The organism is Paenibacillus alkalitolerans (assembly GCF_016482785.1).
Lineage (GTDB): Bacteria > Bacillota > Bacilli > Paenibacillales > YIM-B00363 > Paenibacillus_AE > Paenibacillus_AE alkalitolerans.
Genome location: NZ_JAEMXM010000011.1, coordinates 76,656 through 91,452 on the forward strand (window position 1 = coordinate 76,656; position 14,797 = coordinate 91,452).

15 protein-coding genes are annotated in these 14,797 nt (G+C 56.6%); 12 read left to right on the forward strand and 3 right to left on the reverse strand.

The window, feature by feature from the left end:
• A complete protein-coding gene (gene rpe, locus JET16_RS17325; protein ID WP_199617850.1) occupies positions 1–663 on the forward strand; it encodes a ribulose-phosphate 3-epimerase in 663 nt (220 codons plus the stop codon).
• Positions 664–798: 135 nt separating this feature from the next.
• Positions 799–879 (forward strand): stage V sporulation protein SpoVM, encoded by an 81-nt coding sequence (gene spoVM / locus JET16_RS17330; RefSeq protein WP_138196790.1) that lies wholly within the window; start codon positions 799–801, stop codon positions 877–879.
• A gap of 188 nt (positions 880–1,067) precedes the next feature.
• Here spoVM and rpmB read toward each other — a convergent pair whose 3' ends face one another.
• Positions 1,068–1,256 (reverse strand): 50S ribosomal protein L28, encoded by a 189-nt coding sequence (gene rpmB, locus JET16_RS17335; RefSeq protein ID WP_199617852.1) that lies wholly within the window; start codon positions 1,254–1,256, stop codon positions 1,068–1,070.
• A gap of 162 nt (positions 1,257–1,418) precedes the next feature.
• On the opposite strand from rpmB, the gene JET16_RS17340 reads away from it, so the two are divergent.
• The 9 genes from JET16_RS17340 (at position 1,419) to coaD (ending at position 10,948) form a co-directional block, all read left to right on the forward strand.
• Positions 1,419–1,778, forward strand: a complete 360-nt coding sequence (locus JET16_RS17340) for an Asp23/Gls24 family envelope stress response protein (RefSeq protein ID WP_199617854.1) — start codon at positions 1,419–1,421, stop codon at positions 1,776–1,778.
• Positions 1,779–1,794: 16 nt separating this feature from the next.
• Entirely contained in the window at positions 1,795–3,546 is a 1,752-nt protein-coding gene (locus tag JET16_RS17345) for a DAK2 domain-containing protein (protein ID WP_199617856.1), read from the forward strand.
• Between the two features lie 37 nt (positions 3,547–3,583).
• The gene (locus tag JET16_RS17350) at positions 3,584–4,441 is read left to right on the forward strand and encodes a DegV family protein (protein WP_199617858.1); all 858 of its coding nucleotides are present in this window, start codon (positions 3,584–3,586) and stop codon (positions 4,439–4,441) included.
• The gene (recG, locus tag JET16_RS17355) at positions 4,441–6,492 is read left to right on the forward strand and encodes an ATP-dependent DNA helicase RecG (RefSeq protein WP_233531800.1); all 2,052 of its coding nucleotides are present in this window, start codon (positions 4,441–4,443) and stop codon (positions 6,490–6,492) included. Before JET16_RS17350 ends, recG begins: the two co-directional genes overlap by 1 nt.
• An 886-nt stretch (positions 6,493–7,378) precedes the next feature.
• A complete protein-coding gene (locus JET16_RS17360; protein ID WP_199617860.1) occupies positions 7,379–7,669 on the forward strand; it encodes a stage VI sporulation protein F in 291 nt (96 codons plus the stop codon).
• Between the two features lie 120 nt (positions 7,670–7,789).
• Positions 7,790–9,070 carry a DNA polymerase IV gene (locus JET16_RS17365; RefSeq protein ID WP_199618057.1) on the forward strand — a complete coding sequence of 427 codons (1,281 nt, stop codon included), beginning with the start codon at positions 7,790–7,792 and terminating at the stop codon, positions 9,068–9,070.
• Between the two features lie 27 nt (positions 9,071–9,097).
• The gene (locus JET16_RS17370; RefSeq protein WP_199617862.1) at positions 9,098–9,481 is read left to right on the forward strand and encodes a YolD-like family protein; all 384 of its coding nucleotides are present in this window, start codon (positions 9,098–9,100) and stop codon (positions 9,479–9,481) included.
• Positions 9,482–9,767: 286 nt separating this feature from the next.
• Positions 9,768–10,445: a 16S rRNA (guanine(966)-N(2))-methyltransferase RsmD gene (rsmD, locus tag JET16_RS17375; protein ID WP_199618059.1), complete on the forward strand. Its 678-nt coding sequence runs from the start codon at positions 9,768–9,770 to the stop codon at positions 10,443–10,445.
• A complete protein-coding gene (gene coaD / locus JET16_RS17380) occupies positions 10,442–10,948 on the forward strand; it encodes a pantetheine-phosphate adenylyltransferase (RefSeq protein WP_233531781.1) in 507 nt (168 codons plus the stop codon). Before rsmD ends, coaD begins: the two co-directional genes overlap by 4 nt.
• Here the strand turns inward: coaD and JET16_RS17385 are convergent.
• A complete protein-coding gene (locus JET16_RS17385) occupies positions 10,895–12,223 on the reverse strand; it encodes a nucleoside recognition domain-containing protein (RefSeq protein ID WP_199617864.1) in 1,329 nt (442 codons plus the stop codon). The genes coaD and JET16_RS17385 overlap by 54 nt on opposite strands.
• Before the next feature lie 88 nt (positions 12,224–12,311).
• On the opposite strand from JET16_RS17385, the gene JET16_RS17390 reads away from it, so the two are divergent.
• Positions 12,312–13,376: a SepM family pheromone-processing serine protease gene (locus JET16_RS17390; protein WP_199617866.1), complete on the forward strand. Its 1,065-nt coding sequence runs from the start codon at positions 12,312–12,314 to the stop codon at positions 13,374–13,376.
• Here JET16_RS17390 and JET16_RS17395 read toward each other — a convergent pair.
• A complete protein-coding gene (locus JET16_RS17395; RefSeq protein ID WP_199617868.1) occupies positions 13,331–14,629 on the reverse strand; it encodes a nucleotidyltransferase in 1,299 nt (432 codons plus the stop codon). The genes JET16_RS17390 and JET16_RS17395 overlap by 46 nt on opposite strands.
• Between the last annotated feature and the right edge of the window lie 168 nt (positions 14,630–14,797).

Genomic DNA, 14,797 nt, shown 5'->3' on the forward strand with positions numbered 1-14,797 from the left:
ATGGCCATTATAGCGCCGTCGCTCTTGGCGGCTAATTTCGCCGCGCTTGCCGACGAGGTGAGCGAGGTGGAAGCGGGAGGCGCCGATTGGCTTCATTTGGACGTGATGGACGGACATTTTGTGCCGAACATTACGTTCGGTCCATTGGTCATTGAAGCGCTGCGCCCTCGGACTTCCCTGTTTATGGACGTCCACTTGATGATAGAGCGCCCGGACGCGTACATTCAGCAATTTGCGGCTGCCGGCGCGGATCTGATAACGGTGCATGCGGAGGCGTGCGTACATCTTCACCGCACCGTTCAAGTGATTAAAGATCACGGGGCGAAAGCGGGTGTGGCCGTCAACCCGGGTACGCCCGCGGAATGGATTTTGCCCGTTCTTCCGGATGTCGATCTCGTGTTGGTGATGACCGTGAACCCTGGATTCGGCGGCCAATCGTTCATCCCGTCGACATTGGACAAAATCGCGCAAGTTCGAAGATGGATCGGAGAGCGGGGACTTCAGGGCCGGGTGGAGATTGAAGTGGACGGCGGCATCGCCGAACAAACCGCCAAAGCGGCGACCGATGCCGGGGCGTCGGTGCTTGTCGCCGGCAGCTCCGTATTCGGGAAGAAGGACAGGCAGGCGGCGATTGCCGCGCTCCGTTCCGCGGTACAAGGCTAACGTTGAAGTTTTTCTTTACCTCCGTGCAAAAATAGGCACATTTAGCGGATTCCGTGAATACAATAAGCTATAAACACTGTACAAAGGGTACGTGGCGGTGTGCGAGCGGCGGAATCTTTGCGAGGAGGGGTAGACATGAAGTTCTATACAATCAAACTACCTAAATTCTTAGGCGGCTTCGTCAAAACGTTGTTGAACGCGTTTAACAAAAACTGATGTTCGTTATTGTTGCGTCGGATCGGCATGAGGACAGGCTGAGGGAGTTTGAGGCGTATAAGGTAAAAGCACCCGGGGGGTGCTTTTTGTCTTGCAATTGCGAACAATAAGAAAACCTCTTTCGAGTTATAAAGAAATCGCCCCGTTTCCAAAATCGAAACAGAGCGATTTCCGCTTATTACCCATAATTATACACGGGTTACCTTACCGGATTTCAATGCGCGAGTGCTTACATAAACGCGCTTCGGCTTACCGTTCACGAGAATCCGAACTTTCTGTACGTTAACGCCCCAAGAGCGGCGGTTGCGATTATTCGCGTGAGAAACGTGGTTTCCCGTTCCCGGGGCTTTGCCGGTCACGAAACATTTGCGAGCCATTACACACACCACCCTTCCGTGGCAAACATACCTAAAAGTATAGCACATGCCAAAAGTGCGCGTCAATGCGATCAAATGCGAGAAATCGGATTTATTTCTGCGAATATATATAGTACAATGAGGTTCAGTCCATAATATGACATATCAAAGGAGAGGTAGAAGATGCCCATTCAAATCGAAACGGACAGAGGGAAAATACACGTAACTGACGAAGTCATCGCCACCATCGCCGGGTCCGCCGCATTGGAATGTTATGGACTTGTGGGCATGGCCTCCAAGAACAAGCTGAAGGACGGACTTGCGGAGCTGCTGCGAAGGGAAAATCTCGGCCGGGGCGTCGATGTCCGGCGCGAAGCGGACGTCGTTCATATTGACTTATACATTGTGGTCAGCTACGGAACCAAAATATCCGAGGTTGCCCATAACATTCAAGCGAAAGTAAAATACGTATTGAACGATATCGTTGGTCTGCATGTTGATTTCGTAAATATTATCGTGCAAGGTGTTCGCGTTTCATCATAAGGAAGGAGAATGACTTTTGAGTAAGCGCTTTATTGACGGTACGGAATTTACGGCGATGGTGTTTGCGGCTGCCGAACGCCTGAATGCGGGAGTGCAGCGGGTGAACGCTTTGAACGTGTTTCCCGTGCCGGACGGGGATACCGGGACGAATATGAATTTGACCCTGACCTCCGGAGTGGACGAACTTCGGAAACGGCCTTCCGTGCGGATCGGCCAAGCGGCGGAAACGCTTGCAAGAGGGTTGTTGATGGGGGCGCGCGGCAACTCGGGCGTCATTCTCTCCCAATTGTTCCGCGGTTTTGCCAAAAGCGTATCCGCTCTCGAGAAAGCAAGCTCAACAGAATTCGCCCAAGCGCTGCAGCAAGGCGTGGAAACGGCGTATGCCGCCGTTGTTAGGCCTGTGGAAGGAACGATTCTTACCGTTTCGAAGGAAGCGGCGAAAGCCGCGGTTAACTCCGCGCGCCGAACGGCCGAAGTGGATGCGGTTATGCGGGACACGCTTAAAGCCGCTAATGAAGCGCTGGCGCGCACGCCGGAGCTTCTTCCCGTGCTCAAGCAGGTCGGAGTCGTCGATTCCGGCGGACAAGGCCTCGTTCTTGTTTATGAAGGATTTCTTGCCGCGCTGACAGGAGAGGCGATAGACGGTCCGCCTATGCAGGACGGCAACGCCAAGACGGATTATTCGGTAATACCGGCGGAAGTTCTTCAGAAGGCTAAGAAATCGGACTTCGTTCCCGTGCAGGCGCATATGGAAACGGAATCGATCGAACACGGGTATTGCACGGAATTTATCGTTCGTTTGACACCAGGAGGCAGAATTCCCGGTTTAACGTTCGACGAACCGGATTTCAGACGCGAATTGGAAACAATGGGCGATTCTCTCTTGGTCGTCGCAGACGAAGATTTGGTCAAAATTCACATTCATGCGGAATATCCCGGCGAAGTAATGAATTTCGCGATGCAATACGGCGATCTTACCCGCATTAAGATAGAAAACATGCGTGAGCAGCATTCTCATATCATCTCGCAGGACTACGGAGTTCCTGCGGCCGTTGCGGCCGTATCGGGCGGGGCGCAAGCGGAAGACGCGAATCTCAAGACGGCGCCGAAGAAGCCGTACGGCATGATTGTGGTGGCCGCGGGCGAAGGGTTGTCGGAAATCTTTACGAGCCTCGGCGTCGATTACGTGCTCGCCGGCGGCCAAACGATGAATCCGAGCACGGAAGACATTCTTAACGCGGTGGAGCAAGTGAATGCGGAGCATATTTTCGTGTTCCCCAATAACTCGAATATCATCATGGCCGCGGGACAAGCGAGGGATTTGGCCGAAACGCCCGTATTCGTCATTCCGACCAAGTCGATTCAACAAGGACTGGCCGCCGTATTGGCGTTCCAGGAAAACGAAGACGTCGACCGAAATGCGCAAATGATGGAGCAAGCGGCAAAACGCGTCAAATCCGGACAAGTGACGCATGCGGTGAGAGATACGTCCATCGATGACATTGAAATCCGCGAAGGGGAATATATCGGCATTCTTGACGGGAAAATCGTCGTGTCGAATCCGGATTTGTTCACCTCGTGCTCGGAGCTGCTCCGGTCCATGCTGGAAGGCGGCGAAGAAATCGTCTCCATCATTACGGGCGCGGATGCGGAGGACGCCGTTACCGATCAACTGGCCGAATTCATGAGGAAGCAATATCCGAATGCGGAATTCGAGCTGCTTCCGGGCGGTCAGCCGGTATATTCGTATCTGTTTTCAGCAGAATGACTGCAATATCTATTGACTCGTAACGAGGTGAACCTGAATGGCTAACGTGAGGATCGTCGTCGACAGTACGGCGGACATCCCCCTTGAGGAACGGCGGCGCTTAGGTATTGAAATGGTGCCGCTTAAAGTCCATTTCGGCAAGGAAACGTATTTGGATTCCGTAACGATTACATCCGAGCAGTTCTTCGATAAGCTTGCCGCGGCGAAAGATATGCCGACCACCTCGCAGCCGTCGCCGGCGGATTTTCTGGAAACGTACAAGAAGCTGTTGGAGGAGCCGGATACCGCTATTATTTCAATACATCTGTCTTCTGCGTTCAGCGGAACGTACCAATCGGCCGTGCTTGCGAAATCGCTGCTCGGGACGGAAGCCGACATACGAATCGTCGATTCCAAGAGCGCTTCTCTCGGCTTCGGATTGTTGGCGATGGCGGCGGCGGAGGCGGTGCAATCGGGCAAAGATATAGACCATTGCATGCGTCTGATCGAAACGTTGAAAGCCAATACGCGTCTGTATTTCTTAGTGGACACGCTCGAATATTTGCACCGGAACGGCCGCATCGGCAAAGCATCGGCTGTGTTCGGCTCGCTGCTGAACATTAAACCTATTCTTTCCATCGACAACGAAGGGATGATCTATCCCGTCGATAAAGTCCGGGGCAGCAAGAAGGCGATGAACCGGATCGTCGAACTGTTTCAGAACGATTTTTCCGGCAAAGAAGTGGATGTGACTATCGTGCATGCGAACGCCGTGCCCGCCGGTCAACAATTCGAAGCGGTGTTGCGGGAACATTTTTCGGTTCGGAACACGTCCTATTACACGCTTGGGCCTGTTATCGGCACTCACGTAGGTCCGGGAACGCTTGGAGTGTTCGTAACCGCCGTATTATCATGATGCAAGACGTTTTTCAAATCCCGGTGGATCAGGTGCGCGGTATCGGCGAAAGCAAAGCCCGCGATCTGGTGTCCCTCGGGATTGTTTCTGTCGGCGATCTTTTGGAGTTTTTTCCGCATCGCTACGAGGATTTTCGCATCAGGGATTTGACGGAGGTTGCAGACGGCGACCGTGCGACTGTGGCTGCCGTCGTCATCGGCGAGCCTTTCGTTCAGATGTTCGGCCGTAAAAAATCGCGCATGGTGTGCAAAGCCGCGGCCGGGACGGTTACTTTCACGGCGGTTTGGTTCAACCAGCACTATTTAAAGGACAGGCTTACGTACGGAACGGAAGCGGTCATGACGGGGAAATGGGACCGCAACCGCAGGCAGCTGACCGTATCCGCGTGTGAATTTGCGAATTCGAGAAACCCGCGGGCGGGCACTGTGAAACCGGTGTATACCGTAGGCGGCGAGTTCACGCAAGCATGGATGCAAAAGATCGTGTCGACGGCGCTTGAGCAATTCGGAGCGATGATCCCGGAGACGCTGCCTGAAGAGTTGGTCGTGAAATACCGGTTTATGCCGAGAAGAGAAGCGATTACGGCGATTCATCAGCCTGCTGACGCCAATTCCGGCCTGGAGGCGCGGAGAAGGCTTGTATATGAGGAATTGTTCTTGTTCCAGCTGAAATTGCAGGCGTACCGCGCGATGACGCACCGCAGAAAGGACGGCGTCGCGCACCGCTTCGACCGGGAGGAAGTGAGGCGGTTCGCGCGGGCGCTGCCTTTCGAGCTGACGGACGCACAGAAGCGGGTGATCGCCGATATTTTGCGGGATATGGAAGCGCCCCACAGCATGAACCGGTTGCTGCAGGGCGATGTCGGCTCGGGCAAAACGGTTGTCGCGGCCGTAGCATTGTACGCATGCGTGAAAGGCGGATTGCAGGGTGCGCTGATGGTTCCGACGGAAATATTGGCGGAACAGCATGCGCGGTCGGTCGCCCGGTTGTTCGAAGGGTTCGGTGTGGAAGTCGCTCTGCTGACCGGATCGCTAACGGACCGGCAGCGGCGCGACGTGCTGGCGGGGCTGCAGAGCGGTCTGATCGATATCGTTGTCGGCACGCACGCGCTCATCCAAGAGGATGTGTACTTTCGCGGGCTTGGTCTTGTCGTCACGGACGAGCAGCACCGGTTCGGCGTTCAGCAGCGAAGCGTCCTTCGGAGGAAAGGGTTGAATCCCGACGTGCTTACGATGACGGCGACTCCGATCCCGCGAACGCTGGCGATCACCGCCTTCGGCGATATGGACGTCTCCACTTTGGACGAGCTGCCGAAAGGGCGGCTGCCGATCAAGACGTACTGGGTGAAGCACGACGCGATGGACCGCGTATTGGGCCTCATCCGGCGGGAGCTCGATGCGGGGCGCCAAGCGTATGTTATTTGCCCGCTCATTGAAGAATCGGACAAGCTCGATTTCGAGAACGCGCTCGATATGTTTGCGCGCCTGCATGGCGTGTTCGGTCCCGAGGCGGTCGGTTTGCTGCACGGACGGTTGCCGGCGTCTGATAAAGAGGACGTCATGAAGCGGTTTTCTTCGCGCCAGGTGGGCGTGTTGGTGTCGACCACCGTCGTCGAAGTCGGCGTGGATGTGCCGAACGCCTCGGTGATGGTGGTGTACGACGCCGAGCGGTTCGGCTTGTCGCAGCTCCACCAGCTTCGGGGCCGCGTCGGCCGTGGCGAGCACCAGTCGTATTGCGTGCTGGTCGCCGATCCGAAATCGGAGCAAGGCCGCGAGCGGATGCGCGTCATGACGGAGACGAACGACGGCTTCGAGGTGGCCCGCCGGGATTTGGAGCTTCGGGGGCCCGGCGATTTCTTCGGGACGAAGCAAAGCGGCGCGCCGGAGTTTCGTTTGGCGGATCCGTCGGCCGATTTTGCCCTGCTGGAGGCGGCCCGCGACGACGCGGCCGCGCTGGTGCGCGACGGGGAGTTCTGGACGGCGGCGGCATATGCGCATTTGCGCTCTTTCTTGCTGCGGCAGCAGATGTTCCAGGGCGAACTGTTGGATTAAGCCGCCTTTCGATCCGTTTCGGGCGGCAGGCAAGCACTGCGCAGCTTTAGGGTCAGAAATGGACCCTAATTCGCTGCATAGGTGCAGATTTTGACCCTAATTTACCGTGAGGAGGGTAGCCGCGGGGCGGATAAGACCCGAAATTGCCCTTACGCTCGTGTCTTGCTGACCGTCGACGGATATTTTGCAAGGTATAAGCTCAGAAACTGGCCTTATTCGTTCGGATACGGTCAATTTTTGAGCTTATTTGTTAGGGCTCCTTCATGGGAGAGGAGAAACCGGACGAAGAGCTTTTAGGAAATGTAACTCTTTTTGCTCCGGAAGAAAATGTTCAAGGGCGAATTGTTGGATTGAGGGTATTGACCCTATTTCGATATATGTAGCGGGAGGGATGTTTTTGCTCATGCTGCTTCTCGACGTCAGTATTGTTAGAACTGCTCTTGCCGCGTAACGTTCTTCAAACACTTTAGGGTCACCAAAGCCTCGTATGACGCGTGTGACCGCTTCTTGACTTGCTCCCCCTCGCTTGCTTTACTCCCGTGAACGGTTGCAGAGACCGTTAATACGGCCTTTCTCTTTCTGTACGACGCTAAGAACGGTTCATAAGATCGTTAGTGAACGCCCTGCACCCGGATTTTGCCCTATTTTCTTGTTTTCGGACGTTATTAAGAACCTTTCCGACCGTTACTTTTCGAATTTCACCTAAAAATTTCCAAATGGGCGGTCATTTTCATCCTTAAGGGTATCAGCCTTGTTGATGCGTGCCGCCCCGGCTCATGCGAGTTAGTCTCTTTTTCCCGTGTCCAGGCAGTTTACGCATCCATCCCTCATACAATAATGAATGACTTCCCGGCACGAGGGATCCGGGGATCTAGGAGGAGAGAGTATGCCCGGCTACGAGAAATACGGGATCAGCGTCGAGCTGGTCGAACGCGTGAAGGCCAAGATGAAAGATCCGGTCGTCAAGGAACGAGTGAAAACGGTCCTCAACAACGTTACGAAAGTCGATTTGCAAGATCGCGCCAAGGTCCGGAAGCTGCTGGGATTGACGTCCAAAGCGCTCGGCGAGAAATTGAGCGAGCAGCAGGCGGACAACGTCGTGCGTTTCGTGCTGGCGCAAAAAATCGATCCGAACAATGCGCTGCACTTGATCAAATTGTGGAATATGTTTCGATAACCGCGTTTGGGGATGGATAGGAATATACGTTCGGTGTATAATAGGAATAAAAGCCGAACATATATTCCTGTTTTTTGTTTTCGGCGGATTCGATATGGCCAGGTGATGTCCATGACGATGATGATCGGCGGCGGCGGCTCGCCGCTCCCGGAGGGCGCCGGGAAGAAGCGGGGAAAGCCTCGCGTCGTAATAATGGCCGACATGCAAAGTTTTTACGCCAGCGTAGAGAAGGCGAGCCGCCCGGAGTACGCGAACCGGCCAGTCGTCGTTGCGGGCGACCCGAAGCTTCGCTCCGGGATCGTGCTTGCGGCGTGCCCCCTCGCGAAGCGGCGGGGCGTAACGACGGCGGAGAGGCTCGGAGAAGCGATGAACAAGTGCGCGGATCTCGTTGTGCTGCGCCCCCGCATGCAGACGTACATCAACGTGTCGATGCAAATTACGCGCATTTTGGAGCGGTATGCGGACGCCGTGGAGCCGTTCTCCATCGACGAGCAGTTTTGCGAGTTGACGGGGAGCCTCCACCTGCACGGCGAGCTGAAGCAGACGGCGCTGCGCATTCAGCGCGACATAAGCGAGAAGACCGGCGTGTTCGCGCGCATCGGCATCAGCGACAACAAGGTGCTTGCGAAGATGGCGTGCGATCAGTTCGCGAAGAAGAATGCCGAGGGCGTGTTCCATTTGCCTCAAGCGCTGGTGCAGGAGAACCTGTGGCCGCTGCCGGTGCAAGGCTTGTTCGGGGTAGGCAGCCGTATGATGCGCCATCTGAACCGGATGGGTATATACACGATCGGCGATCTCGCCCGTACGCCGCTCGACGCGTTGAAGCGGCGCTGGGGCATCAACGGCGAGGTGCTGTGGCGCATCGCGAACGGAATCGACGATTCGCCGGTGACGCCGGGCACGCATGACGGGGCGCAGCAGGCGATCGGGCACGGCATGACGCTGCCCCGCGATTACGGAGACAAGCGCGACATAGAGACGGTGCTGCTCGAGCTTTCGGAGGAAGTATGCCGCCGGTGCCGCTTTCGGGGCGTCATGGGCCGCGTGTTGTCGGTCGGCTGCACGGGGGGCGGCTTCGAATTCGGGTTCTCCCGCCAGACGACGCTGCTGCAGCCGACGCACGTCACGAATCACGTCTACCGCGCGGCGGTCGGGCTGTTCCATCAGTTTTGGAACGGTCAGCCCGTGCGGCAGCTTTATATCGCGCTCGGCGGCCTTGTCCGCGACGACGTGTACCAGCTCGAGTTCGACGACGAGCGCGAGACGTACCGGGCATTGGAGCTCGCTACAGACGAAATCAAAGACCGGTTCGGCGTCTCGGCGATCGTCCGCGCCGTCTCGGCGGGCTCGGGCGGCCAAGCGTACGGGCGCGCCGCGAAGATCGGAGGACATTACAAATAACGCATCCAAGAAAGGAACGATCGAGACATGACCCAACGCGGCAAAAAATTGCGCGGCAACGGCATCTGGGAGGCGTCGCGCATGATGCTCCCCCAACATAAAGACGCGATTCGCAGCCACCGCACCGGGCTGAAGGCCAGGCCTAAGCCGGAGCTCGACGAACAGCGCATGGAGGAGCTGTCCTTGGCGCTTGCCGAGGCGCTCGAATGCGGCGCGGACACCGCCGTCACGGTATACGGCGTCTACGAAGACGAGACGAGCGTGGGGGTGGTGGAGAAGATCGACCCGATCGGCCGCTACGTAAAGCTCGTCGGCGAGCAGGAGACCGTGTGGATTCCGTTCGGGGACATCGTTCATGTGGCGCTGCTCAAGTCAAAGCCGCGTATGCGCGGCGGCAAGCAGGCGCATTGACGCCCGGACGGCATAGGCTGTCCGGGCTTTTCTATGAACAAAACAAAAAACCGCAACCCCGTAAATCAACGGCCGTTGCGGATATCAAATATTCGAGCCTCGTCTCGCGACGAGGCTCTTCATGGGAGAGGAGAAACCGGACGAAGAGCTTATGGGGAAACGTAAGTCTTCTCCGCGGTTGTCTACGACATACGAGATGTCGTTACCTACATGATTGCCGAATTCGGAATATATATACATGTGCGGCGGAACATTTTTCACTAAAGGCGAATTTATGTTACGATGAATCGAGAAACAACCGACACGGGTACAGCAATCGGAGGAAGCCGCAGTGAGAGTCATATCGGGCAGTGCGAAAGGAAGACCGCTGAAGGCGGTACCGGGAACGGGGACGCGGCCGACGACGGATAAAGTGAAAGAGGCGCTGTTCAGCATGATCGGTCCGTATTTCGACGGAGGAGAGGCGCTCGATCTGTTCGCCGGAAGCGGCGGGCTCGGCATAGAGGCGTTAAGCCGGGGAATGGACAAGGCTGTGTTTATCGATATCGATAAGAAGAGCGTGGACACGATCCGGGATAATGTACAAGCCGCAAAGGTGGAGGAGCGAACGGAAATATTCCGCTCCGAAGCTGCGAAAGCGCTGCGCGCGCTCGCGAAGAGGAGCAAAGCGTTCGATCTTGTCTTTCTCGATCCGCCTTACCGGATGAAGGATATACCGGACTATCTCGCGTATATGGAGGAGAACGGCCTCGTTCGCGACGGCGCGACCATCGTCGTCGAACACGAGGCGTCCTTCGAATACCCCGAGGAAATTTGCTCGTTCAGGCTGAGAAGACGCGCGCAGTACGGAGATACTGCCGTCAGCCTTTACGTATTTCGCCCGGGTCCGTCTGGGCAACATATGGTTCAAGAGGATGAGGTCGGGCAAAAAGCGGCGGCAGAACAGGAGATGGAACGCAAATGACGAAGGCGGAAGAACGAGGTATGAAAATCGCGGTTTACCCGGGAAGCTTCGACCCGGTTACATACGGTCATCTGGATATTATTCACAGAGCGGCCAAACAATTCGACCGGTTGATCGTGGCGGTGCTGAACAACACGTCGAAAAATCCGCTCTTTTCATTGGAAGAGAGGAAGCGGCTGCTTGCCGACGTGACGAAAGACTTGCCCAATGTGGAAGTCGACGGGTTTCGCGATCTGCTTATCAACTATATGAAACAAAGGAAAGCCCATGTTCTCGTGCGCGGCTTGCGAGCCGTGTCGGATTTCGAACATGAGCTGCAGATGGCGTCTATGAACCACAAATTGAGTGAAGATATCGAAACGTTCTTTATGATGACGAATCCGGCCTATTCGTTCCTGAGCTCGAGCATTGTGAAGGAAATCGCCAAGTTTCACGGTCCGATATCGGATTTAGTTCCTCCTGAAGTCGAACAGGCCCTTCGGGAGAAAAACGCGAACAAATAAAGACAATCCGGTTGCTGCGAGAAGGAACAGCGCCATCAGTTTCAAAGAACCGCCGTACTGCGGCCAGACGGTAACGATTTCGGCCGCATCGGGAACAATGGAATCCGGCAGAGGGGAAAACGCCGTCTCCCCGGCCGAGCCCGGAAACAGCCAACGCCGCATCGGCTCCCAGAGAACGAACGTTACGATTATGGAGAGCGCCGAATGCAATATCCGGGCGGCCAGGAACGGCGTATACCGCAAGTCGGTGCCGGCGATCAAGCTCTTCACTTGGGCGTGAACCGACAGCCCTCCCCAGCCGATAATCGAGCTTAGAATCGCCGCGCCCCATACGCCGGCGTCGCCGCTTTGGCTGATGCTGTACGCGCCCAGATGCACTTCAAACAGAGCGGTAATCGCTCCCTCGGACAGCTGCGGCGGCATTCCCCACGGTATAAGAAGCGCTTGGACGACGAGCTGCAAGCCGCCGGTGACGCCGGAGACGGACAATAGCTTCAGCAAAACCGAAAACAAGATCATAAACCCTCCGATGACGAGCAGCGACTGCACGGAGGAGCCGACCGCTTCACCAAGCAGTTTGCCGATGGTGCGGCCGTCTTGCCGCTGCGCCATGAGCATGCTGTCGAGCATCCGGCGCGGAAGGGCAGGCCTCAGTCTTCTCCGCAAAAGCAGCATCGCTTCCTCTTCGGGAGAGGTGGCCGGAAGCGGAGGACGGCGGCTCCTCCCGTACATCCGTTCCGCGGCCGGCAAGACGATGCGGGCGGTAATGAGGCCCGTAATAAGCGCGGACACAAGATGAATAATGATAAGCGGCAAACCTAATTCCGCATGGCCCCAAAATCCGACCGCGACGACGCTGGTCAGAAATACGGGGCTGCACAGATGGGATAACGCAAGAAGGCGGTTCCCTTCCTGCCGGCTGACGAGGCCTTGTTTCCGAAGGTCGGCCGCCGCTTTCGCTCCTGCCGGGAAGCCGATCGTAAAGCTCATTGCAACGGCCCAGCCCCCGGCGCCGGGCAGCCGAAACAGCAGCCTCATGAGCGGCTCCAGCAGTACGCCGACGGCGTGGATCATCCCGAGGCCAAGCAATAATTCGGACAGGATAAAGAACGGGAGCAGCGCCGGAAACACGAACTCCCACCATACTTGCAAACCGGAAAGAGAAGCGGTGAACGCTTCGGAAGGGAAAGCGATGATCATGCCGACAAGCGTTACCGCCGAAATTCCGAACAGAGCGGACATCCATCTGCTGTTTCCGATGACCGTATCATCCATGCGAGAGCCGCCCCCGATCCAGTGGTAGAATGGTACATGTGTACGCTTGGACGCATTCGTTTAGACCAAGCCCCGGCAGGAGAGGAGCGTGGTTCATTTGCAACGCCGGCATCTTGGGCTTGATAATACGCGATCGTTTTTGCTCGGTCTCGCCGCTTCCGTCATCGCCGTTATTTTGTTGGCGTTAGTGCCGGTGCCTTACGTCGTATACGAGCCGGGCACGGCGGAAGACGTTCGGCCGATGGTGAAAGTCGCGGGAGCGAAGGACAAAGAAGAAGGAGCATTCGTGCTGACGACGGTTGAGGTCACCTTCGCCAACGTGTTCAAGTTTGTGGCGGCGGGGTTCAATCCTAATGCGCAATTGTTCCGGCAAGAAGATATTTTGCGCGGGCGTACGAGGAACGATTACTCCGCCAGGCAGAAGCTGACGATGAGAACGTCGCAGTCGAACGCCATCGAGGCGGCATATAACGCAATACACATTCCTTATGAGGTGAAGGATTCGGCCATCGTCGTTACGAACATCGTACCGGGAACGGGAGCGGAAGGAGTGCTGCGTCCGGGCGACGCGCTGCTTGCGTTGAACGGGAAACAAATCCGCTCCGCAGACGACGTGCCGGCATCGATAGAAGGTTTAAGCGACGGGGATAAAATTACGGTGAAATTCAAACGCGGCGATGCAACGCGGGAAGAGGAAATACAATTGACACCATTGCCCGGCTCCGAGCCTCCGCGCTCCGGTATCGGAATCGGTTATGCCGCATTGCAGCGAGTCGTAAGCGCCGATCCGGCAAAACAGGCCGATATCGCGGTTGGCCATATCGGAGGGCCTTCGGCCGGACTGATGTTTTCCCTTGAAATTGTAAACCGATTGACGGCCGGCGATATTACGAGAGGCCGCATCGTTGCCGGAACCGGAGAAATTACGCCGAAAGGGGAAGTATTGCCGATCGGCGGCGTGCGGCATAAAGTAGTGGCGGCCGATCGGGAACGTGCGGCGGTGTTTTTCGTTCCCGCGGACAATGCGGCCGAGGCGGAGAAGAAAGCCCGCGACATCGGCAGCGGCATGGCGATCGTCCCGGTATCGACCATCCAAGACGCGCTTCGCTATTTGGAGTCGTTGGAGCCGGAGGCTTCCGCGGAAGGCGGTTGAACGGGGGAGGCGTAGAAATCGCCGTTCCAATCGGTTGCATCGGCGCATGCCGACGCCGCGGAAGGATAGCCAAGCACATAGGCTGCCGTCGCCGCGGTATCGAGCGAGAGCATCGGGTGCGCGTCCCGACGACCGACGCCGGTCAGCACCGGGACGCGCGCCGTTCGTTTCATCCGCTTCAACAGCGCGCGCCCGCGCTCCGAAAACCCCAGCACCCTGAGATAGGGAACGCCATTACGCAGCGTATCGGGGCAAAATTGATCTTTCCTGTGCTCCAAATAGATCGAGGTCAACATGCGCTGCAGTTTCGTTCTCGTGTAGCGCTTTGTTTTAAGCGCCTCCAGCAAGCGCTCCACCGTTGCCGGCCGATCGAGCGCGGAGAGCGCTTTTTTGATGCGGTATTCGAGCCCTTCCGTCACTTCGCGATAAGCCGCGAGCTGCTCGGCCGGTTGAACCAGCAGCCGGTGAAGGAGCGGGAGGCGGTACCGTTCCCAGTGAACGGGTCCTCTTCCTTCATCGATTTCACGCTGCAGCACCGCCAACGTTGTATTTGGTACGTAAGAAGCGATCTCGCATAGCGAATCGCGATCCGGTCGTTCGGAGCGCAGGAGCAGCTTTCGGATGGCGGTCGCGCTTGCAATCGATTCGTCGGAGATGTCGGCTTGCGAGTAGCCCGCCTTTACTCGTTGAATCGTGTATGGCCGGATGGCGCTGCCCATGCGAAACAACGAGAGCAAGTAGTGAAAGCCCAATGAATTGTTCGGTTGGGCCAGAAGGCGCGCCGTCTCCTGATCCGCGGACAGCGTCTGCACGGCGGAAGCGTATGCGGCAGGATACGGAACGCCTTTCTTCAATTGCTCGCGAATGATGTCCCGGAATATGTCCGGCTCATCCCGCATCCGTTCGGCGACGGCCATCAGTGCGTCGGCATCCCCGAGCTCGCTCCCGAAACAGACGGCATCGACGACGCCGGTCGCTTCCAGCGCCGAAATCGCGCCGAAGGCGAACCATTCCGCCGGCTGTGTGCTGTAAGCGACAGGAAGCTCAATAACGAGATCGATTCCGGCCGCGACGGCCATCTCCGTCCGAGCGCGTTTGGACACGAGCGCCGGCTCCCCCCGTTGAAGCCAATTGCCGCTCATCACCGCAACGATCGTCTCCGCCCCCGTGGCGCGGATCGTCTGTTCCAGATGATAGGCATGTCCGTTATGAAAAGGATTATATTCCACCACAATGCCCGCCGTTATTCCCATATGTCCCTATCCGTCCTTCGCGGCGAAAAATTTATATATAGATTAACATATTGATGATATCAACAAGAAGATGGGGAAAAAATGACCGTTATTAACGCCTTTACCCGCAGGATTCCGCGATAGGACGTAATAACGGTCATTTTAGTGAACTTATATATTCGGTACAGC